Origin of the sequence: Psychrobacter sp. FDAARGOS_221, from assembly GCF_002313155.2 — a bacterium.
Taxonomy (GTDB): Bacteria; Pseudomonadota; Gammaproteobacteria; order Pseudomonadales; family Moraxellaceae; genus Psychrobacter.
In genome coordinates this window covers 1,614,423-1,637,341 of the sequence record NZ_NWFK02000001.1, presented here as the reverse complement: position 1 = coordinate 1,637,341, position 22,919 = coordinate 1,614,423, and the positions used below count along the sequence as shown (strand labels likewise).

General features: G+C 45.0%; 19 protein-coding genes. 11 read left to right on the top strand and 8 right to left on the bottom strand.

What is annotated here, in order from left to right; translation table 11 throughout:
• Positions 1-112: 112 nt before the first annotated feature.
• Complete coding sequence (locus A6J60_RS06820) at positions 113-1,000, bottom strand: pirin family protein (protein WP_096065314.1); 888 nt, start codon at positions 998-1,000, stop codon at positions 113-115.
• A 535-nt stretch (positions 1,001-1,535) separates the two neighbouring features.
• Here A6J60_RS06820 and A6J60_RS06815 point away from each other — a divergent pair.
• Both A6J60_RS06815 and A6J60_RS06810 read left to right on the top strand, forming a co-directional pair.
• On the top strand, positions 1,536-1,817 hold the full coding sequence (locus A6J60_RS06815; protein ID WP_096065313.1) for an amphi-Trp domain-containing protein: 282 nt from the start codon (positions 1,536-1,538) through the stop codon (positions 1,815-1,817).
• Positions 1,818-2,190: 373 nt separating this feature from the next.
• On the top strand, positions 2,191-2,700 hold the full coding sequence (locus tag A6J60_RS06810; RefSeq protein WP_096065312.1) for a M48 family metallopeptidase: 510 nt from the start codon (positions 2,191-2,193) through the stop codon (positions 2,698-2,700).
• 318 nt (positions 2,701-3,018) lie between these two features.
• Here A6J60_RS06810 and A6J60_RS06805 read toward each other — a convergent pair whose 3' ends face one another.
• Together A6J60_RS06805 and gltX are read right to left on the bottom strand one after the other, a co-directional pair.
• Positions 3,019-3,393, bottom strand: a complete 375-nt coding sequence (locus tag A6J60_RS06805) for a DsrE family protein (protein ID WP_096065311.1) — start codon at positions 3,391-3,393, stop codon at positions 3,019-3,021.
• Positions 3,394-3,659: 266 nt separating this feature from the next.
• Positions 3,660-5,177, bottom strand: a complete 1,518-nt coding sequence (gene gltX / locus A6J60_RS06800) for a glutamate--tRNA ligase (protein WP_096065310.1) — start codon at positions 5,175-5,177, stop codon at positions 3,660-3,662.
• 432 nt (positions 5,178-5,609) lie between these two features.
• Here gltX and rsmH point away from each other — a divergent pair, with 432 nt between their 5' ends.
• The 9 genes from rsmH (at position 5,610) to A6J60_RS06755 (ending at position 18,472) form a co-directional block, all read left to right on the top strand.
• Positions 5,610-6,701, top strand: coding sequence for a 16S rRNA (cytosine(1402)-N(4))-methyltransferase RsmH (gene rsmH / locus A6J60_RS06795; protein WP_096065309.1), 1,092 nt, complete (start codon positions 5,610-5,612; stop codon positions 6,699-6,701).
• Between the two features lie 98 nt (positions 6,702-6,799).
• A complete protein-coding gene (locus tag A6J60_RS06790) occupies positions 6,800-7,285 on the top strand; it encodes a cell division protein FtsL (RefSeq protein ID WP_096065308.1) in 486 nt (161 codons plus the stop codon).
• A complete protein-coding gene (locus A6J60_RS06785; RefSeq protein WP_096065307.1) occupies positions 7,278-9,425 on the top strand; it encodes a peptidoglycan D,D-transpeptidase FtsI family protein in 2,148 nt (715 codons plus the stop codon). The genes A6J60_RS06790 and A6J60_RS06785 overlap by 8 nt, the downstream gene beginning before the upstream one ends.
• A gap of 133 nt (positions 9,426-9,558) precedes the next feature.
• Positions 9,559-11,310 carry a UDP-N-acetylmuramoyl-L-alanyl-D-glutamate--2,6-diaminopimelate ligase gene (locus A6J60_RS06780; RefSeq protein WP_096065306.1) on the top strand — a complete coding sequence of 584 codons (1,752 nt, stop codon included), beginning with the start codon at positions 9,559-9,561 and terminating at the stop codon, positions 11,308-11,310.
• 21 nt (positions 11,311-11,331) lie between these two features.
• Entirely contained in the window at positions 11,332-12,858 is a 1,527-nt protein-coding gene (locus tag A6J60_RS06775) for a UDP-N-acetylmuramoyl-tripeptide--D-alanyl-D-alanine ligase (RefSeq protein WP_096065305.1), read from the top strand.
• A gap of 192 nt (positions 12,859-13,050) precedes the next feature.
• Entirely contained in the window at positions 13,051-14,172 is a 1,122-nt protein-coding gene (gene mraY / locus A6J60_RS06770) for a phospho-N-acetylmuramoyl-pentapeptide-transferase (protein ID WP_096065304.1), read from the top strand.
• A gap of 68 nt (positions 14,173-14,240) precedes the next feature.
• Positions 14,241-16,412, top strand: a complete 2,172-nt coding sequence (locus A6J60_RS06765) for a hypothetical protein (protein WP_096065303.1) — start codon at positions 14,241-14,243, stop codon at positions 16,410-16,412.
• Positions 16,413-16,513: 101 nt separating this feature from the next.
• Positions 16,514-17,488: a putative RNA methyltransferase gene (locus tag A6J60_RS06760; RefSeq protein ID WP_227526086.1), complete on the top strand. Its 975-nt coding sequence runs from the start codon at positions 16,514-16,516 to the stop codon at positions 17,486-17,488.
• Positions 17,489-17,512: 24 nt separating this feature from the next.
• Positions 17,513-18,472 carry a hypothetical protein gene (locus A6J60_RS06755; RefSeq protein WP_096065302.1) on the top strand — a complete coding sequence of 320 codons (960 nt, stop codon included), beginning with the start codon at positions 17,513-17,515 and terminating at the stop codon, positions 18,470-18,472.
• A 1-nt stretch (position 18,473) separates the two neighbouring features.
• On the opposite strand, the gene xerD is transcribed toward A6J60_RS06755, so the two are convergent.
• From xerD to ruvX, 5 genes are all read right to left on the bottom strand, one after another.
• A complete protein-coding gene (gene xerD / locus A6J60_RS06750; protein WP_096065301.1) occupies positions 18,474-19,412 on the bottom strand; it encodes a site-specific tyrosine recombinase XerD in 939 nt (312 codons plus the stop codon).
• A 281-nt stretch (positions 19,413-19,693) separates the two neighbouring features.
• Positions 19,694-21,187, bottom strand: a complete 1,494-nt coding sequence (locus tag A6J60_RS06745; protein ID WP_096065300.1) for an aldehyde dehydrogenase family protein — start codon at positions 21,185-21,187, stop codon at positions 19,694-19,696.
• A gap of 218 nt (positions 21,188-21,405) precedes the next feature.
• Entirely contained in the window at positions 21,406-21,699 is a 294-nt protein-coding gene (gene tusA, locus A6J60_RS06740; protein WP_096065299.1) for a sulfurtransferase TusA, read from the bottom strand.
• A gap of 74 nt (positions 21,700-21,773) precedes the next feature.
• Complete coding sequence (locus A6J60_RS06735) at positions 21,774-22,334, bottom strand: hypothetical protein (protein WP_096065298.1); 561 nt, start codon at positions 22,332-22,334, stop codon at positions 21,774-21,776.
• A 3-nt stretch (positions 22,335-22,337) separates the two neighbouring features.
• On the bottom strand, positions 22,338-22,916 hold the full coding sequence (ruvX, locus tag A6J60_RS06730) for a Holliday junction resolvase RuvX (protein ID WP_227526085.1): 579 nt from the start codon (positions 22,914-22,916) through the stop codon (positions 22,338-22,340).
• Positions 22,917-22,919 lie beyond the last annotated feature (3 nt).

The following is a 22,919-nucleotide window of genomic DNA, read 5'->3' as shown; positions in this document are numbered from 1 at the left end:
AGCTGTTTCCGAGTGTTTTAGGCATTAAAAAAGGCCGCAACAGCGACCTTTTTCACTTATTTAACTTTTAATAAGCGGCTCAACTTAATGAGCCGGTTGAGCACAAGGTTGATTAGGCGCCTTCACCAAAGCGACCTTCTTGGAAGTCCGTAACCGCTTGGATGATTTCTTGCTGAGTGTTCATCACAAATGGACCATATTGTACGATTGGCTCATTCAATGGACGGCCAGTGATCAGTACCACTTTGGTTTCTTCATCTGCCGAGCCTTCAATGACGACACCATCTGTATTGGCATCATTTTTTAAGATAGCCATGGTTTTGATAGGCACGTCTTGGCCTGAAATTTTGGCCGAACCACGGTACACAAACGCAAACGCATTGTGGTTTGCAGGAATACTGTGGCTAAAGCTCGCGCCTGCTGGCAAATGAATATCTAAGTAGTTTGGCTCAGTGTGCTCACGGGTTACCGCGCCTTCTACGCCGTGTGATTCACCGGCGATAACGGTTACTTTGGTGCCATTATCGGTTTCAAATTTTGGTAAATCCTCGTTTTGGAAGTCTTTGTACCAAGGATCATTCATTTTGTCTTTGGCAGGTAGGTTCAACCATAACTGGAAGCCTTCCATTTCACCGTCTTCTTGCTCTGGAAGCTCTGAATGAATCACACCACTGGCTGCCGTCATCCACTGCACACCGCCGTTTTGTAATAAACCTTCGTTACCGGCACTGTCTTTGTGGCGCATACGACCAGTAATCATATAAGTAATGGTTTCAAAACCACGGTGGGGGTGATTTGGAAAACCAGCGATATAATCATCTGGGTTATCGCTTTTGAAATTGTCTAGCATCAAATAGGGATCTAGACGATGTTGCAATTGATTGGTTAATACGCGAGTCAGTTTTACGCCAGCACCATCTTGAGTATCAACACCTTGATAAAGATGTTCAACAACGCGAGGCTGATTTACAGTGACGCTATTTTTAGTAGTATTAGTCATAATCGTCTCCTAAATAAGTTATGCTATCTATATGACTGCTAATATTACGACTTTCAAGGGCTGCGCGTGTTATCACTGTGTTACAATCTGCGGTACAACTGTTAAGATAATATTTATCTATTAGAATTAGATTTAGTTTTGCTAATTAATTATCTGTTATTTCCATAGTTTAGCAGCAGGGTTTAGAAACGGGGTTTAGAAGCAAGGGTAAGCGACTGGCTAAGTGATGAGCTTAATGCTATATTTAGTATGAGATTCAGCTTAAAATAATATTAAGCTGATACTGATGGAAAAGCTATTTATTGGCATGTTTATTGGACAGTGATTTTTATTGATTGAGATAAGGTCCGTACAACAACTTAGCCAATAGCATATTCTAAGTTAACCAATAGAATAGGAAGCGAGTACACGATAAGAATTTACTTTAATAACAAGTTACTTTCAAACAAATGAAGCTCATAGGCGTTTAGGCAACTCAATGAAATGAACCGGCCAATAAAAAAGCCGGCTCAGTTAACCAACAAGGAGAAATGTCATGGGTAAAGAGACCGTTTTATTTAAAAGTAAAGAAAGAAGAAGCAAGCAAGAGGTTGTCGCTTTTTTACGTCAATTGGCAGACAAGGTTGAAGAGGGCAGCTTGGTGCTGAGCAAGGGTGCTGACGAGCTAGAGGTACAGTTCCCAGAGAACTTCAGCTTAGAAGTCGAGGTTGAAGATGAAGTTAAAAAGCGTAACCGTATCGAGCATAGTTTAGAGATTGAGCTGAAATGGTATGACGATGATGACAACCAACAGGCATCAGAATTGGTGCTAAAGTAGCCAGCCTCTCGATGGTGTCTGTCAGCTATCAACACTTCAGCAGCAACACTTTAGCCGATGACGCTAACCAAACGGACTGATGCTTGTTAGGATAGACAAAACTAGATTAAAACAGCTAGAAACACGTAGCTAGACAACTGAGAGAGGCGTTATCGCCGTTAACTTGGTTATCAGCCAGACAATTAATAACCCGTAAAAACCAATATTTATCTTTTAGGCCATTGTTACTGAACTCGATAATTATTATTGAGATTGGTGACAGTGGCCATTTGCTTTAAATAGACTCAGCTTTTAGTAGCATGAGTTGATATGCTTTACAAAGCAGCCATAAAACAAAAATAAGCCATCCGCAGCAAATAGGAAATAGTAGACAGTGACAACCTTAAAGTATATCTCCCATTATCCGCCGCATATTCAAGATCAAGTCAGAGCTATGATAGCGCAGGACAAACTGGGCAGCTATCTACAGCAAAAATATCCAGAGACGCATCAGATTCAAAGTGATAAAGCGCTATATCAATACGTCACCGAGATTAAAAATCAAAACATGCGCAATGTCGGGCAGCTGTCACAAGTCAGCTATAACAGCAAACTGAGTGTGCTCAAAAATGCGCTGGGTATTCATACCCATCAATCACGGGTGCAAGGTAGCAAACTTAAGGCGCACAATAGCATCACCGTGGCCAGTGTCTTTAAACAAGCGCCGTTAGAGTTTTTGAGGATGATCGTGGTGCACGAGTTGGCACACTTTAAAGTCAGTGAGCATAACAAAGCCTTTTATCAGCTTTGCCGTCATATGGAGCCTGACTATCATCAGTATGAGTTAGATACTCGGTTGTGGCTATTGTGGCGCGATTTAGAGAGTAAAAAGAGTAAGAGGTGAAGGGTAGTATAGGTTAAGCGGGGAGTTGTGATGAAATATGTATATCGAATTGTGGGCACACTAATAGGCATTGGCATCGCCATATTGATAAATCGTCTGTTTAATATCCCCACTCAATGGCAACTGGTGGTATGGCTAATAATGGTATTTATAAGTAGCTATATTGCAGAGCGGATTTACAATAAAACAGATGTATAAGAAAGGTTAGTTAAGCTGTATTACCGATAAGCTAAAAAAGCTAAATCAGCAATGCTGATTTAGCTTTTTTATTAATGGATTTAAGCAATAAATTATCGATAATGAACAATTAGATGCTCATTAAGACAGTTGTAGCGACCCTTTTGCGGCCATCATTAAATCAACCACATCACCGCCATTGATAACTTCAAAACGGGTATCAATGTCTGATTCTGCTATGCCGTTGTGTTCCATGCATGCGCCACAAACCAATACGTTCCCGCCTTGTTCAATAAACTTTTCTAGCAAGTCTTTTGCAGGTTTAAAAGGTGCGCCAACATCAACGCCATCTAGCGCATTAGGCTTGGCCAGTTTAACCGCGTCTATAAATAAGATAACGCTTGCTGAATGGCCTTTTTCTAAAGCCTTAACCGCCATAGTTAATCCAACGGTAATTTTACTTGGATTGCTGGTATCGTCGAATAAAGCACTGACAAAGTCGGTTGTGTTCGCCATGGTGTTGCTCCTTGGTTTTAATTTTAATGGAGTGTCTTGTTATAAATAAGGGTGTATCTGTTTATCTGATTAACTTATCTTTAGCTACTAGAATAGCATTTATTATATATTTATATATAATGTTTTGTCGTAAGCGTGTTATAGCTCGGTAAGCTAAGATTTCTATCGGTTTAAAATAGGGTAGGCGCTATGCTTAATTTTTAGATAGGCATAAAAAAGCTGAGTGTGATACTCAGCTTTGTTGTACAAAAATCATTAATTAAGTTCTATTCAGCTGCTAAAAAGTCTGGCATATCGGCAGCGGTTTTCTCAAGTTTCTTCAACTTTTTCTTACCTAAGCCGCCCAATACCTCGATGGCATGACGTAAGCGGTTTAAAGTCATGTCCGCACCAATGATATACATCGAATTCATCACAGGCGTTGATGAGGTGCTACCCGCAATGGCAATGAAGAACGGCGCCATCATGTCACGCAATTTGATATCCAGTGCGCCACTTAAGCCTTTTAAAGTCGCGAAGATGTTCTCTTCGGTCCACTCTGGTAAGGTCTCAAGCTTCCAAGTAGCAAATTGTAGAATCTCAATGATTTGCTCAGCAGTTAGCGACTTGTGCTCGAAGTCTTCGGTTTTGATGTCTGGCATATTCTGGAAGTAAAAGCCGCCCCAGTTCACTGCGTCAGATAGCAGGTGAATACGTGGCTGAATTGCAGCAGCAATGGCCGTTAACTTCTCTGAATCATTGGCCCATGCTAGGATTTTGTCTCTTAACTGTTCAGGTGATAAGTCACGTAACCATTCGCCATTGAGCCAGTATAATTTTTCGATATCAAAAATTGGACCGCCTAGCGAGACACGCGTAATGTCAAAGCTTTCAACCATTTGTTCTAAAGTAAACTTCTCTTGCTCATCAGGCATTGAATAGCCCATACGACCTAAGTAGTTCAGCAAGGCTTCAGGTAATACGCCGGCATCACGATAGTAGGTGATAGAGGTTGGGTTTTTACGCTTAGACAGCTTTGATTTGTCCGGGTTGCGCAGTAGTGGCATGTGGCACAGTACTGGCATTTCCCAACCAAAATACTCATATAACAGCTGATGTTTCGGCGCTGAGTTGATCCACTCTTCACCACGGATAACATGGGTGATTTGCATTAAGTGGTCATCAACCACGTTGGCTAAGTGATAAGTCGGTAGGCCGTCAGTTTTTAACAGCACTTGCATATCGACCTGTTCCCAAGGAATCTCGATCTCGCCACGTAGCATGTCTTGGATTTTGCAGGTACCTTCAGTCGGCACTTTCATACGAATCACAAATGGCTTGCCTTCTGCTGCCAATTTGTCTGACTCTTCACGCGGTAGGTCAGCATAACGGCCATCATAGTGTGGGTTCTCACCACGTGCTATTTGCTCTTTACGCATCTCGTCTAGCTCTTCAGCGGTCGCAAAGCAGCGGAACGCATGACCTTTATCTAGCAGTTGTTGCGCGTGTTGTTTATAAATCTCACTGCGCTCACTTTGACGATATGGCGCGTGTGGGCCGCCAACATCAGGACCCTCTGCCCAGTCAAGACCAACCCAACGCAGCGCATCTAAAATCATCTGCTCTGACTGCTCAGTTGAGCGGGTTTGGTCAGTGTCTTCGATACGTAAGATAAACTCGCCGCCATTGGCTTTGGCAAACGCAAGGTTAAATAATGCAATATAGGCAGTGCCGACATGCGGGAAACCGGTTGGAGACGGTGCAATACGGGTACGTACAGGACGATTGGTTGCAGTTTGAGTCATAATATTTCTCTTATATTAGGCAATGATTAAGCAATATGTGGCGGTTATTATAGCAGGTTTGAGTGAGCCCTCATAAATCGAGTAGCACTGGCTGTGATGGATTTTTGTTTATCATTGACGGGCTTGGTGTACCGATTGACTGACTTGATGTGCACATTAACTGACTTAAAGTATTAAATAGTCTGCTGAGTTGATGTTTTTTGAATGCTTTTTGTGTGGTTAATCACTCAATTTATAGCGAAAAATGGTATTATCTTGACAAGTGGCTGTGGCTTGCGATAATGAGGTCTGGCATAGATTTATTATGCGCTTTTTGTGGTGCACATTGACTGTACCATGATTGGTTATTCTGATACTTTTCGATGCTGGTTTTACGCTATTTTTCAATTCTATTTTACAGCCTGTTTATATTAATAAGAGAGTCTATTTACTGTGACTGATGTCCCTGTTCCTGATGTAAGCCCTGATGCAAATGCTGGTGCAAAATCCGCTGCAAAACCAACCTTTAGCCATGACACGGTATTGTTGTATGAAACCGTGGCCGCTGTGCTGGGCAAAAAGTCATTAGCAGAGGCTGATAGCAATAACAAAAATCAGGACGCTAAGCCATCAGGCAGCGCTTCGTCAGATAACCATTCAGGTATTTATGTCGATGCCACTTTTGGTCGCGGCGGACATAGCAAGCTGCTGCTTGAGCAATTAAGTGATGATGCCACGCTGTTTGTGTTTGATAAAGACCCTGAGGCCATTGAAGTAGCTAATGCCATGGCTGCAGACGATAAGCGACTGCAAGTGATCCATGACAGCTTCGCTAATATGACCCAATGCTTGGCGGAGAAGGGCGTTACTCAAGTCGATGGTATTATGGCAGATTTGGGCGTTTCTTCACCGCAGCTTGATGATGGCAGTCGTGGCTTTAGCTTCATGCGTGATGGCGCGATTGATATGCGTATGGATACCAGTCGCGGTCAGTCGGTCGGTGAATGGCTAGAGACGGTTGATGAAGAGACCTTAGCCAATGTTTTGTATGACTTTGGTGAAGAGCGTCACAGCCGCCGAATTGCCCGTGCCATTAAGCAGATGCCGCGTTATACTTCTACTTTAGAATTGGCAGAAGTAATTAAACAGGCACACCCTAAGTGGCAAAAAGGTAAACATCCGGCCACTCAAAGCTTCCAAGCAATGCGAATTTTTATTAACAATGAGCTGGGCGATATCGATAGCTTCTTACAGCAAAGCCTGACTCTGCTTGCGCCACAAGGGCAGCTGGCGGTGATTAGCTTCCACTCATTAGAAGACCGTCGTATTAAGCAATTTTTGCAGCGTCACAGTCGTGGACAGTATCCTGAAGATCAAGACTTACCTATGCCGCCTGTGCGTCCACGCTATTTTAGTAAGCCAAAACGTATCGCGCCGAGCAAAGCGGAAGTACAGGGCAATAATCGCTCAAGAAGTGCGTGGTTAAGAGTAGCAACCCGCACCGATACCCCATATAATACCGACACTATCCAGCAGCACCGCTAACAGCGATGTGCAAGCGTTCAGCAGCTGATTGTTGATGCGTGCTTAGTTAGATATTTTACCCTTTTACAGACCTTTAACGGTCACGATAACAGTCACTTATGGCAAACAAAAGATCTCACGTCTCAAATCCAATAGATAGCGTCTCCATAGAAGTCAGTGAGATGCTCAGTAAGCGTTATAATATTAATCGTCTGTATGCGGCGATTATGTTGCTATTGTCTGTTGGTATTATATGTTCTGCAGTGCTGACAGCAGAGCAGGTGCAGCAGTATCATGAAGATTATATGGCATTGCAAAAAATGAAAGTCGACTATCGCAATCTTCAGATTGAAAATCAGCGTTTGGTCATTGAGCAGCAGACTTTTAGTGCCACCCCTCAAATTGCTAGCCGTGCGGTGACTCAGCTGGGCATGTATTCGCCATCGACAGCAGATAAGCTGATATTACAGCCGATGGCAGCCAGCGCCGGTGATCATCTTAATACTGATGTCAATCCAGCGACTCAAAATCAAAATAGCCAAACCCAGAACAATCAAAACCCCTCTACTCAGGTAACCCGAAATCAAGGAGGCGAAGATGAGTAAGAAGCCTTCTGATTCAGCCAACAAAAAAAGCCGTCAAACAAAAAAGACAGCCGCCAATAAACCAATGCATGGCAAGGTGACAGAGCCTTTAGTGCCACCAAAAAAGTCGGCGTCAAAATCATCGGCCAATAGCAAAAAGACCGCTTCAAAGCGCAGTAAAACCAGCAAGTCTAACCCCCAAAGCAATAAGCAAGGGTTGGCAAAACTTAAGTTTTGGAAGAAGGCGGAAAACGACCAAGTCTATACCAGTGTTAAACATCGTAAAGGCAAACGTTTCCAGATATTTAAATCGACAGGCGTTGGTGCCTATAGTCGAGGTAGTGCTGAGACCGATTTATCACGCTTTAAGTTGATGTGGGCCATCGCTTGCATGCTCTTTTTGGCATTGGTTTGCCGTGCTTTTTATCTACAGGTGATCAATGCCGATGAGCTGATTGCCAAAGGTGATGAGATTATTACCAGTGAGCGTATTCAGCGCTCTTATCGCGGAATGATTACCGACCGTAATCATCAGCCGTTGGCGGTGAGTGCGCCTCTGGCTAGTGTTACCTTCAGTCCTTATGACTATGCGCTGGCATATTATGATTTGCAAAAACGACTGAGACGAAATAGTGATGATCCTGAAGCCACTAAGCGCTTGCAGGATAAGCTGGATCAAATGGATCTGGCACAGTTATCGAACGTTTCAGGTGTGTCACTTGATCGCCTACAGCAAGCGGTTGCCCTTGATCATACCGTCGATGTGACTGATGACGACGCGGTTAAGAAAGTACTGCCGTCAGGGTCAGGCTCACATTATTTGCCTCTATTAAATAAAGTCACGCCAGAGATTGCCGATGCGGTGATGGCGTTAAATTTCCCTGGGGTTCATGAAAAGCAAGAGTTCCGCCGTTACTACCCACAGCCACAGCCTAGCGCACAACTGTTAGGCTTTATGGGCTACAACGCCAATGATCCAAACAGTGGTTACGAAGGTCGTGCCGGTATTGAGCGTCAATATCAAGTCAAGCTGGCAGGTGAAGATGGCAAGGTGCGGGTGTTAAAAGACCGCTATCAGCACAGCATCGAAGAGCTAGAACAGATTAAACCAGTCGTCCCTGGTGAAGATGTGGTGCTGTCTATCGACTCACGTTTGCAGTATTTGTTATACAAAGAGCTTGAGCGCGTCGGACGTGTGCAAGAAGCGCGTTGGTCGACCGGTATGGTCGTTGATGTGCATACTGGTGAAGTATTGGCATTGTCGACTTGGCCAGCCTTTAATAATAACAACCTCAATGAAATGACCGGTAACAACCAGCGTAACCGTGCACTATTAGACGTGTTTGAGCCAGGTTCGGTAATGAAGCCATTCACAGTGGCCACTGCCTTAGAGTCCGGTAAATATACCGAAAATTCATTGATTAATACCAGCCCAGGCTCGATTCGAGTCAAAGGCTATACCATTCGCGACCACAGCAACTTAGGCTCTATTAACATGAGCAAGTTGATTCAAAAATCGAGTAACGTGGCGTCAACCAAGATTGCGTTGTCATTACCACCTGATGCCATTACCAATATGCAAAAAAGCTTTGGCTTTGGCTCAAAAACAGCACTAGAGTTCCCAGGCGAGCAGGCGGGTATTGTGCCCACGCCAAAAGAAAATGAAACCTCACGCCGTGCGACAGTCAGTTATGGTTATGGCTTACAAGTCACCTTGGCTCAAATTACCCAGGCCTATGCTGCATTAGGCTCAGGCGGTGTGCTGCATCCATTAACCTTGATTAAGCAGGACAAAAAGGTTGAAGGCAAACGCATTATCGATGAGAAAAATGCGATGGCCGTGGTCAAAATGATGGAAACAGTGACTCAGCCGGGCGGTACCGGTACTGCAGCCGCAATTGATGGCTATCGTATTGCCGGTAAAACAGGGACATCACGCCGCGTTAATCCAGATGGCGGTTACTATACCGATCAGTATCGTACGGTGTTTGCTGGTGTTGCTCCAGCGTCGAATCCACGTTTGGCAGCGGTTATTTTGGTAGAAGATCCACGCAAGGCTCATTATGCTGGTATCGTGGCGGCGCCTGTATTCAAAAGCGTGATGCAAGAAGCGTTGCGTCTGTATAATGTGCCATTAGACAAGCCATTAACGTCAAAGTAATCGCTAACAAAGTAATGGCTAACAAAGTAGCCGCTAACAAAGTAGTCGCTAAATAATTCGTACAAGCCGTCTATAACACATCAAGTCAGCGTCGATGTCGTCAGCTGACTTTCATAACCATAAGGTCAGTCGCATGACAACACATACTTCTCACTCTGATACCCCGTCAAACAACACAGCGCAAGAGAATACAACAGTCAGTGCGCTGACCCTACAGCAGCTGCTAACCACCGCCCAACAGGTATTACCCCATCACAAAAACACCCTGCAACATATGCTGCAAGACGCCGAACAGGCTGTCTCTACCGAGCAGGGTGCATTGTTGCAACTGCCTGTTTCTCAATTTGTGTTAGACAGCCGTCAATTAACGACAGACGCTGCGACCAAAGATATATTTGTACTGCTAAAAAGCCATACCCAGCCGATTGAAAAAAGTCAGCAGTATGCCCAAGCTGCCGCCCAGCAAGCGGCATGTATTATCAGTGAAATTGATCCTGCTGATTTGCAACTGTCTGAGCAAGATATTGGCTGTCCTTTATTATATGTACCCAATATTCGTGACGTATTAGGCACGTTAATCCAGCTTAGCCTGTTACCTTCATCTACTCTGAGTCAGATACAAAGTACTCAAGACTTACTGCAGCAATTACCACAAGTCATCGCCGTTACCGGAACCAATGGTAAAACCACTATCAGTCAGCTGATAGCACAACTGTGTCATTTATCAGCGCTGCCTGAATTGGCAGATAGCGCGGTGATGGGCACTGCGGGTAATGGCCGTCTCGGTAGTCTGGTTCAAGCCAGTCATACCACAGGGGATGCATTGGCGGTTCAGCGCTTTTTAAGACAGATGCAGCAAGAGGGCGTCGATGTATTGGCGCTAGAGGCCAGCTCGCATGGCTTAGATCAGCAGCGTCTGCAAGGGGTGCCTGTCAAGGTTGCTGTCTATAGTAACTTAAGTCGTGATCATCTGGATTATCACCCTGATATGCAAGATTACGCACGTGCTAAGGCCCGCTTATTTGATAAAGCTTATTTCCCTCAATTGACCCATGCCATTATTAATATCGACGATGACTTTGCGCCAATGATGGCGAAGACCGCTATTGATTCAGGGGTGAAAGTTTGGCTTTATAGCCTCAATCCAGAAGTGTCGGTCAATATTGACGGTGTTGATGCTCTGTTTGTGGCATCAAGTATCTCTCCAAGTTTAACCGGTGTTGAGATTGAGCTAACTGTCGATTCAAACTCTATTGCCACTGACAGTATCAAACTACATAGCCCGTTATTAGGGCGCTTTAATGTCGCCAATGTGTTGGCGGCTGTGGCTGGAGCAATGGCGTTAGGCGTACCTTTGGACGCCATGCCAGCGCTGGTTAAGCAGTTGCAAGGTGCCAGCGGTCGTATGCAGCGTGCTGAGTCCGCCAATGATGATCAAGGGGTGTTTATTGTCGATTATGCCCATACTCCAGATGCGCTGACTCAAGTATTGACCAGCTTAAAGTCACATTGTGAAGGCAAACTGTGGGCGGTATTTGGCTGTGGTGGTGATCGCGATAAAGGCAAACGTCCGTTGATGGCACAAGCCGGACTTAGCGTCGCTGACCAAGTCGTACTGACTTCAGACAATCCACGTAGTGAAGATCCGGTATTGATTTTAGAAGATATGCAGCAAGGTATGACTGAGGCGCAGCATCAAAAAACCACAGTGATCGCTGATCGCAAACAGGCTATTAACTACGTGGTACAGCAAGCTGGCGCGCAAGACATCGTGGTCATCGCCGGTAAAGGTCATGAGACCTATCAAGAAATTAAAGGCGTGCGTTATGATTTCGATGATCGCTTAATACTGCAAGAGGCGTTGATTGAGGCGCATCAAGGATAATTTAACTGAGTGGAATAAAAGATGGCAACAACAGACGCCCAAAGTGGCTTATACGTTTGGCAAGTAGATAACTTAGTCGCAGCAACGCAGGCGGTGAACGGTCAATGGCATCATCTTGCTGATAGCAATGATGACAACCATATACAAGCGACTCGCATTATCACTGATACCCGTAAAATTGAGGCGGGTGATATCTTCCTAGCCATTGTCGGTGAAAACTTTGATGGCCATCAGTTTGTGGAAGCCGCCGTGGAGAAGGGCGCAGTTGCGGCTATTGTCAGTAGCGTTAATGACAAGGTTAATGTGCCGCAATTACAAGTTTCTGATACGCGCTTAGCGTTCGGTCAAATTGCCGCCTATCGTCGTCAACAGCACAGTAATTTAAAAGTGATAGCCATTACTGGCTCTAGCGGTAAAACCACAGTGAAAGAGATGCTACGCAGTATCTTTGTCGCTGTAGAGTCTGATACCAGTCAAAGTTCTGCCAAGGCCGAAGGTCACTCCACGCTGATTACCCGTGGTAATTTAAACAACGACTTTGGCGTACCCATGATGCTGCTTGAATTAGAAAATCAGCATCAATATGCGGTACTTGAGTTAGGCGCCAATCATGTCGGCGAGATTGAATATACCGCAGCGATGGTGAAGCCAGATGTGGCCTGTATCTTAAACATAGGTACTGCGCACTTGGGTGAGTTTGGCGGTAGAGACAACATTGCTAAGACCAAAGCAGAGATTTATCAGTCGTTAACGCAAGCAGGTACAGCAGTGGTACCTGCCGATGATGATTATAATGAGCAATTAACCACAGCGGCACAGCAATACACTGACCAGATACTGCATTTTGGTTGGCAACAGCTACAGTCTGAGACTAACAACATACCTGAAGTGTACGCCACTGAGGTAACAACCGGCGCACTGCAAAGTGAATTTATCTTAAACTTTGCCGCCACAGCAACAACCGCTGCTATCACTTTACCAGTAATGTTACCGATGGCAGGTCAACATAACGTCAGTAATGCACTGGCAACCGCCGCTTGTGCTTATGCGCTTGGTGTCGCTCCAGAGCATATTGCGCGTGGGCTAGGGCAGGCACAATCAACCAAAGGTCGACTGGGCAGGCAACAGTTCGGTCAACATCAAATCATCGATGACACTTATAATGCCAACCCTAATTCGATGCGAGCCGCTGCTGATGTACTAGCGGCGCAGACCGGTGCCAAGATTTTGGTGCTCGGTGATATCGGTGAGCTCGGCGATGCCGCTGCTGATGAGCATCGTAAATTGGGCGAAGCCATTGCGACTAAGAACATTAATGTCTTACTGTGCGTTGGTGAGTTTGCACCACATACCATTGCAGGCGCGCAAGCGGCTGGCATGTCGCATGATCAAGCACAAGCATTCGCCACTAAGGCTGACTTGTTGGCGGTATTAAGTCAGCAACTACAGCAGTATGAACAACAGCAGCAGCACTGTAGCTTATTATTTAAAGGCTCACGCAGTGCCACGATGGAAACACTGATTGACGATCTTATCGCTGCAAAATAATGATTAAGCACAGAGATTAGTAGCAGATAATCGGAAACGTACAAGAGGTTAACTGTGCATTTTTGGTGAAAAGATTTTTCAAACCTGATTTTCTGTGCGTTTTTTGCGATAATTTGCCAAATTTCAAACAGATCGTCTTTAAATATTTTTAGAGTTAGACCAAATTTATAGTAAACAATTGAGGAGTAAGCGGTGTTATATTGGTTATTTGACAGTGTATTGAGTCAATTCTATTCACCGTTTTCGGCGGTATCATCGCTAACGTTACGGGCGTTACTGACGGTCATCACCTCACTTACATTTAGTTTATTATTAGGACCACGCACCATTGCCTATTTACGCAGTGTGAAATACGATCAGGCAGTGCGTGATGATGGTCCAAAAACCCATTTGGCAAAAACCGGAACCCCAACCATGGGCGGGGTATTAATCTTAACCTCTATTGGCTTTGCGACACTGTGCTGGGCTAATCTATCCAACCCTTATGTCTGGATCTTAATGGTGGTGATGGTCATCTTCGGTGGCGTGGGCTGGGCTGATGACTGGCTGAAGATTAAATACAAAGACCCCAAAGGCTTGATTGCACGTAAGAAGTACTTCTGGTTGTCTATGGGTGCGCTGTTCGTTGGGACCTCGTTATACTACATTGCCAGTCAGCAGCCTGACCCGACCAGCTCGCGCGAGATGATCGACTTGCTGATTCCGGTATTCAAAAACCTATCTATTCCTTTCTCAGCCGTTCCTTTGGGTCTGGCATTCATTATCTTCACTTACTTTGTGATTAATGGCTCATCTAACGCGGTCAACCTAACCGACGGACTAGATGGTCTGGCCATCTTGCCTGTTGTGTTTGTGGCGGCCGGACTTGGCGTGTTTGCTTACGTATCTGGCGATGCGCGTTTTGCCGACTACCTGCACGTACCTTATATCGCTTATAACTCAGAAGTGACCATTGTTTGTGCCGCTATGATTGGCGCAGGTTTAGGGTTCTTATGGTACAACGCGCATCCAGCGCAGGTATTTATGGGCGACGTGGGTGCATTGGCATTAGGTGCTATGCTCGGTACAATCGCAGTGATGACCCGCCAAGAAATTGCGTTTGCGATTATGGGCGGTTTGTTTGTGGCAGAAGCGGTATCGGTGATGCTACAGGTTGGCTCATACAAGCTGCGTAGAAAGCGTATTTTCTTAATGGCCCCACTACATCATCACTTTGAAGAGCTGGGCTGGAAAGAAACTCAGGTCGTGGTGCGTTTCTGGATTATCGCTATCTTATTAGTAGTACTGGGCCTGATGACATTAAAGTTACGTTAATAGCAAAGTTACGTTATAGCGGCTCTAATGCGTCATTCGAAGCGAGCTTTTAACAGCGTTAATTTAATATGATATCTGACAATGTGTCGACACAGCCAACCAATTTATCGGGGTCAGATATCGTCACTGACAGGCAAGTCGTTGCCTACAATGTGTTGCTGACACAGGTTGCCAAAACGGTGGTGCAGCTGCAAAGTAATGTTGCCAACAATCAGCGTATCGACAAAGATTTAAATAGCATTGTCTGCTGGCAATATCTGCTCAATGACCTGCTTACTGTGGTACTGCCAGAGTTCTATGTGGTGTTTCAGGATGACACCACAATGCCGATGCAAAAACGGCGCTTATACGATCTCACTCAAGCCATTTACTATGCGCTTAGCAAATATAACACCTCTCTTTTTTTACAAAAACTGGCGCTTTGCCGGAACGTCCAAAAACCCTCCTCTCCGATAGACTCCTACAAGGCTTTTATCAGCACCTTTTCTAAGCCTAAAGACACCTCGACTGAAGTGACACAGATTGAGCCTGACTCTTATGTCACTGGCACTGGTGCTAATGTACAAGTCGCTTATGAGTTAAAGCAGATTGCCAATCATGTTGCGGTTAATGGTTTTTATTATTTGGATGAGTTTCAGCCTTATTATCAGCTGTTATTAAATGAAGAGGCGTTGCTGGCTTATTTTGAAACCCATGACATAAAGCAGCTTGATGATCAGTTGCAGTGGTGGCAACAGCAACGCCTAAAGGCATTCGGGACGTTAGATGAGAATCAAAGCTTGGTGTTTACTGGAAACAACGAGCATGCATTAACCTTTTGGATGCTCAGTGGTACCACAAACAAGGCAGTTGCTCTCAACTTTGGGTCAGCGGATCGATTGTTGACTCCGACCCGATATAAAAACCCACATGGCAAGCTCATTACCCAACCAAAAAACCTAAAGGATGGATTGTCTATTGTCGCCATCAATCTGGGAGCATCTTTGGTCTTAAATGCGTCTTTTTGGTCTGTCATCATTGTGGGTATCGTCTATCTGGTTACGCTGCTTTATGGCAGTTATATGATAAGTGATGCCTTTAATTACAAGCAGCATGCCGCTAAGCTAAAAAATAACAGCCAAGCTTTGATTCTATTTTCCATCATCTGCTTATTCTTTGGTGGTTTGTATAGCGCGTTTGCGATGAATGGTTTATTGGTTGCTTTTTGGATGTGGCAACTGTCAAACAAACAGATCAAACGTCATGCCCAACAGATCGCTGACAGTCGCGCGCCTGCCTTAGCAGATAGTGCAAAACAAAATGCGCAACATCAACACGAAACACAGGCGCCGCAAGCGATATCGGTTCAGGTGGTGTCAAAGGCCAGTGCAGAAAAAGCAGCGACAGCAGAGTCGGATATTGATGCTAAAAAAGAGGCTAGTCAAGTTAACTATGAGCTACCACTGGACATAAGTCGTCATGCAACGCATTTGGCTGTGTTGTTATCAAAGCCCGCTACTGAACATTTACATCAGCTAATCGAAGCCGCGAATCAATTACATAGTCACTTAAGTTATTTGCAGCAAGCACATCCTTATTTGGCGACTCGAGTGGATGAGTTACTCAAAGATCTAACCCAAAATACCTTAGTGCGCCTTGATGAATTGGCCAGTCAGTTTGTCAAAGATGGGCAAGTCAATACCACGGCGCAAGCACTGTTCGTTGAGCAACATGAAGCGCGCGTTGATGACTTATTACTGCTTAATTTAACCCAAGTTAATGAGCTCAATAAGACCATTTTAGAAAAACAAATGGCCGAGTTCTCACAAGTGGGTCAGCCGATTGAAAAGCAGTTTAGAAACAGTGTGATGGAGCTTAAGATTCTATTACGTTGGCTGATTGCGCAGCAGCCTGATGAGATTCAGGCATCAAGCCATGAGGTTATCTTAAAGCGCCTAGAAGAAACCACTTTAAGTGATATGCAGCGTGTGTTTTTCGATAGTACGACCTCAGATGGGCAGCGCGCTGAGCTACAGCAGCAGATTGATGCCTTGCTGACCCATTTTAAACAGCAAAATGCTCAGTATGTGTATCAAAGCAGCGCCGAGTCAGAGGATAGCGAGATGCAAGCGCTGTTAAAGCTGTCGCAAACTCAAGCATCAGATAGTATGCAAGGCAATCAAGGCCAACCTTTAGAGAACAGAGATTTTATTGCGTTTAATAAGCACTATATCAACGAAATCTTGTCACATTGGCACTAACGGCTGGTGTTTATTTGTTATATTGATACTCTAGTTCACAGCCTTGTCGCTAAAATACCCTCGTCAAAATATACCTGTCATTTTTTGTTAAGTAGTCCACTATGAATGCGCCTCAGTCTAGTCAGATGTCATTATCTTCGTTTGTTTGCCCATATTGTCAATCACCATTACACGCAGATGCCAAAACCTGGCAATGTGACGGCAGCTTAAATGATAAAGGCACGCGTCATCCGTTTGATGTGGCGCGTCAAGGCTACGTTAATTTATTGCCGGTACAAAACAAAAAATCAAAAGATCCCGGTGACAGTCAGCAGTCGATAGAGGCGCGACATCGTTTTTTAAGCCAAGGTTTTTATCAACCATTACAGCAATTGATTGCTCATTTGGTTAATCAAAAAACAGAAGGTTCAGCAGAATCTACCCAATCAAATAACCAGACATTAAGTAGCCAGACTTGGCTCGATGTCGGCTGTGGTGAAGGGTATTACACCAGCGCCATGGCACAAGCACTGAGCAATCAACATCAGCCAAAGTCGGCACTGATTGCACTGGATATCAGTAAGCCAGCAGTGGCGCTATTAGCACGAACCGCCAAGCAGCAGCATCAGCTTTGGTATCAGGATAATTCAGAGGGTAGTACTGCGGTATATCCGATGGTGGCCAGTGCCTCGCACCTGCCATTAACGGATAACAGTTTGGACGCTATCAGTAGTATTTTTAGTCCCATATTGCCTGACGAGTTTGCACGAGTATTGAGGGTAGGCGGGCGATTGATTATTGCCAAACCGGATGCGGGTCATCTGCAAAGTATGCGTGAGGCATTGTTTGATGAAGTGCGTCAGCATGACTCGGATAAGTTCTTGGATGAGCTAGCGCCGTTATTTAAGCTGATCAACACCCATCAAATACAAGCACCGCTGTCATTAGATAAGCAGGCATTGTCTGATTTATTGACTATGACGCCCTATTCGTATCGTGCCAAAGCAGAGAAGCGTGAAGCATTATTGGCCTCTACCGATACTCAACACTTTGAGACCACAGCGAAGTTTGTAGTGTATGAGTTGGTGAAGCGTTAACAGTGACGTTAAGAGTGAATTGTTATGCTTAAATTTGACCTAAAAAATAAGAAGTTTGAGCCGTTAACACAAGGGAACTTCAAACAAGAGCACATACTAGAGCGTTACGACTTTCAGTCAGCGATAGTTAGCTCGTGGGAGCAAATTAAACACAGTTTGAACATTCCTGATGCTTATTTGGTCGGTCAGGAGATAACGCCTCATCATTCTGTACAAAACTCTATCGATTTACTCGCTTTTGATAGTGATGATAGTTCCATCATTGTTATCGAGCTGAAGCGTGACAAAGATAAGTTACAGCTTTTACAGTCACTGAGCTATGCGGCAATGGTAGCGACATGGGATAGAGAAAAGCTAATCAGTCAAATTCAGCACGCTACGATTTCTGACTCAGAAGAGCTGGTGGATTTAATCAACAATAACCCACTAAATAGCACCGTTAAAATTATTCTTATCTCCGAGCGTTATGACCCTGAGGTTATCATTACCGCAGATTGGTTAGCGAATCAGTATGGAATGGATATTACGGCTTTTTCTGTTTCTCTCTATAAGTTAGAAGATGATACCTTTGTAAACTTTGAGCAAAGACTGCCTCTCAAGGAGCTGGAAGATGTCTATGAGAAACGAGGTCTAAAAGCTTTAAACAGTGATAAATCGTTAATAACCTGGGATGATGTGCTACCTAAGCTGGCGTATCCTTTTGCCGCGGAAGCACTGCAATACTGTCTAGAGACAAAAGAGGGTGACCCTTCTAGAAGACGATTCATTGGATTCCGAAAAAACATCGATGGTTTTGATAAAGTAGCTATTTTAGTGCGTGAAAAGTACTTGAATATATATTTAGAAGGTCAACCCGATAACGCAGAACAATTATTACATCGTATTTTTGGCAATATTGAGGTTTTGCAATGGGCTAACGGTTATAGCTTCAAAGTTGATAACTCGAAGCAGTTTCAAATACTGAAAACATGGTTAGGCAGTTAACCTAACCACGCGGATGATGCGCTTCGTGTAGCTGTTGCAGGCGAGCGGTAGCGACATGGGTATAAATCTGAGTAGTAGATAGATCGCTGTGACCGAGTAACAGCTGCACGCTGCGTAGGTCGGCACCATGATTTAACAAATGAGTCGCAAAAGCATGGCGCAAGCTGTGTGGCGATAGACTGTCTTCGATACCGGCTTGTTTGGCGTACTTTTTGATCATATACCAAAAGTTTTGCCGCGTCATATAGCCGCCTTGAGCAGTCAAAAACACCGCTTGGCAGTTACCAGACTTTAAATGTGCGACCAGTTCACCTCGGGCATGGGTCATATAGTCTTCCAAAGCCTCACTGGCGTATTCCCCCAAGGGAACCAAGCGAGTTTTATTGCCTTTACCTGTGATTTGTAGCCAGCCGGCATTTAAATTGACCTGCTCCAGCGATAGCTCCATCAGCTCACTCACCCGCAGTCCACAAGCATACAACACCTCAAGCATGGCCTTGTCGCGCAGACCCAACGCTGTGCTGGTATCTGGTGCTGAGAGTAGGTTTTCGACATCAGATTCGGACAAATCTTTGGGCAAAGAGCGGCCAATTTTAGGCGTCTTAATTCGTTCACAAGGATTATCGTCACGGCGCTCATTGCCGACCATCCACAGGTAAAACTGACGCAAGCTTGACAGCATACGCGCTTGAGTACGTGGGGTTTTACCTTGTTGATTCAGCGTGACCAAGCACTGCATCACGTCCATCTCAGTCCATACGGTTAGGGCTTTGGTATTGGTCGTCTCGCACAGCTTAAGATCACGCACGTAGGCATTACGGGTGCGGGTAGATAAACCACGCGCCAACATGGCCTGACGAAACTCAGTGATATAAGCCGGCTCGTCATCGACAGCAAGCGCTTTGGGTTGTCTGGGTTGTATGGCGCGATCACGACTCATGGGACACTCTCAAAATCATTTTACAGGTAAACATTAACAGGTCATAGAATATAGCACAAAAGTGAATGATAGGTACGGTGAGCGGTTTATAGTCAAGCCAGCTTAAGACAGCTACCGTATTGAATTTTCTAATACTATTGGCAGTAGCCAGTGTCATTTATTGTCTTATCGTAGCCATATATTTAGTTCACTGTAGCCTTAAACTATAGCCCATAAAAAAGAGGCCACATCATCAAATTGACCTCTTTTTATCGAGTATTAAGGTTTAATCTAACCTGCTTCTAAATACCGTAATTGCGCGGCTCGTTTTGGAAAGATACCCAGTGGGTTCGAGTAAACTCTTCTAACAGTTGATCACTGTTAAAGCGGCCAATGCCTGAGTTTTTCACTCCACCAAAAGGCACCATGCTTTCGTCATTAACCGGCATATCATTGATATGGGTCATACCTGCCTGCATTTGTTTGGCAAAGTTCATACCGCGCTGCATATCACCGGTAAATACGGCGCTTGATAAGCCAAACTCGGTGTCGTTTGCCAGCTGTAACGCATGCGCTTCATCTTTGGCTTTGACAATAGCAGCGATTGGCCCAAATATCTCATTACGGAACAGATCCATCTCTGGTGTAACCTCAGTGTAGATATAAGGATGCAGCAGTTGACCGTCGATTTTGCCTTCTAAGATAAGATTGGCGCCTTGTTGCTCAGCGGTAGCTATCTTATCTTTTAAAGACTGGATTTGATCTGAATTGATAATAGGACCGACAAAGGTATCGTTGTCATTGGGGTCGCCCACTTTTAGGGTCTGTACTTTGGCTTTGAACTTCTCAACAAAGCTATCGTGGATACTGTCTTCAACGATAATACGGTTGATAGCCATACAGATTTGGCCTTGGTGCAAGAATTTACCAAATACCGCGGCATTAACCGCTTGATCGATGTCGGCATCTTTTAGCACCACAAACGGATTATTACCGCCCAACTCTAATGCCACATCTTTAATATATTGACCGCTAAAGGCAAGCTCGCCAATGTGTTTGCCGACAGGGGTAGAGCCTGTGAAAGACACCAATCCTGGCACGTCATGGGTAACAATGGCATCGCCAATTTCACTACCAGCACCGACAACCACGTTCAATACGCCTTTTGGTAAACCAGCTTCTTCAAACAGTTTGGCCAACAGCAGCGCGCCGGTTACTGGCGTATCGCTGGCAGGCTTTAACACCACCGCATTACCCAAGGCAATGGCTGGCGCAAGTGAGCGCTGAGTTAAATGTAGTGGGAAGTTCCAAGGACTAATTAGAGCGATAACACCGATGGGCTCACGCAGCACGTAGTTTTGTTTGCCAGGTGTGTTGCTCGGGCGGATTTCACCATGAGCGCGGTGAATGTAGCTTGCTGCTTCAATGGTGACAGTGCGTGCGACGCTGAGCTCAATACCGGCTTTAATGCGGGTACTGCCAGATTCTTTCACCAGCCAATCTAGAATCTCTTCACGGCGCTCATCCATCAATTTAATGACTTTGTGCAGCAGCGCAGTGCGCTCGGCAGGCAAGGTTTGTGCCCACTGCTTTTGTGCTTGCTCAGCGGCTAAAAAAGCCTCGTTTAGTTGGTCTTTGGTGGCCTGTTGAATCTCAACTAAGGTCTCACCGGTGTAAGGGTTGGTGTCGGTATTGACGCTGTCGTCTTTACCTTTTACCCAGTCACCGGCAATAAATTGCAAATCAAAATCGGTGTAAGGGGTAGGGGCTAGGTCGCGGTTACGGTTGTTACTCATGTCTTATCCTTAGATCTTGGCTATGGTTTTATTTTTTATAGCTGCTGTTTTATTGATAGCTGTGGTTTTATTGAACAAAGTCACGGAGAGTGTGACTTATCAACTAAACCCATGCTATCACAGCCAATAGCCTTATTTGTAGGCGGATAATAGAGTGTTGTTAATGAAAAGTAACTGCTAGAGGCAACCTATCTCACTCGCTAGGTTTAAACAATGCATTAGCCCTGCTTTTTTTGTACCACATAGCGATATAGCGTATCGGTATGATTGTCACTGCGGCCATTGGGATTGTCTTGTTCTGACTTTTCAACCAAAGTATGACCAAGATGACGACAAAAATTTGGGATATCTCGGGTAGTGGCAGGATCAGTCGCTAATATTTCAATATACTCGCCGCCGTCTGCCTTACGAATCGCACGGTGCAACAGCATCACCGGTTCTGGGCAGATAAGGCCTTGAGTATCAAGGTGATGTTCGATGTGCTGATCTGCTGCGTTATTCGCCTGTGTCATAATCAAGTCCCCAGTTGCTATTTTTGAGTACAGTGTTGGTTGTAACCACTGCCGTTTAGTCTGTTTGATAGATGTTATTGGCCAGTGGCTTGGTCGCTAGTATCGGTTGCTGTGTCTGTCGGATGAGACGCTGCTTGCTGTTGGTCATTGATAAATTTAAAAAAGCGTTTAAAGGTTGCCTGAAACCAATAAGCCACGCCAATCCATGCCGCCATCGCCAGCCACAACCAGTCCGACAGTGAAAACAGCAAGCAAACAATTAGCAGCAAGCTGGCACCGCCAACACTGGTCACCAGCATCGAGGGCTGGCTTAAGCGATAACGATAGACCAAAAATGCTTGGTACAGCGTCAGTGGAATAGTGAGGGCGACCAATACATAAGGCAAGTAGTGAAACAATAAGTACAGCTGCTGGCTGCCATGAAACATCTCAAGGCTGGCTAAGGTGCCAAAAACCACAAACGCGAAGATGGCCAATACAATACTGCCGATGGTCAGCCGATTCAGCTTTTGTGCCTGTCGTAAGATATCTATTGCTGCCAAAGGAAAACCTGCGATGGCATGTTTTTTCTCACCATTAGTAGCGTGATTGTTTACCGCTGAGGTAGGGTGTGGCTGACCGCTGGGTGTGCTCATAGCTTAGGACTCTTTGTAAGTGGCAATGTCTTGCGCGTGTTCTGGATGGCGTAGATAACTTTGTAATAACAAACAAGCAGCAATGTCATCGATGGGGTCACGCTCATTGTTGATTAAGCCCAAATCCCATGCCATCTCACGTGCTTCTACAGATGACAGACGCTCATCATAAAGCTGAACAGGTACATGGATACGCTGCTCCATCAATCGGTGCGCCAGACGGCGGGCAAACTTATGCGCTCGCTTCGCAAGCATCGAGCGGCTGCCATCCATATTCAGCGGTAAGCCGACAATGACCGTGCCTATTTGCCAAGTACTGATGATGCCCAGAAGATTGTCCCAATCCGCAGGCTGACCGTTATTCATGGCTAAGATGTCAAACGGACGGGCGTCATGAGTCAGGGTGTTGCCCAGCGACATGCCCATCTTTTTTACCCCATAATCTAGACCCAGAATGGTCTGAGGGTTGGCAGGTTTGATTTCAATCTCAGCGCTTAAGGTTGCGTTGTCTGGAGAAGTACTGTGACCTGAGACAGTATTGTTATTAGGCGTCGTGCTGTTTGAGATACTGCTGTCTGACATAGT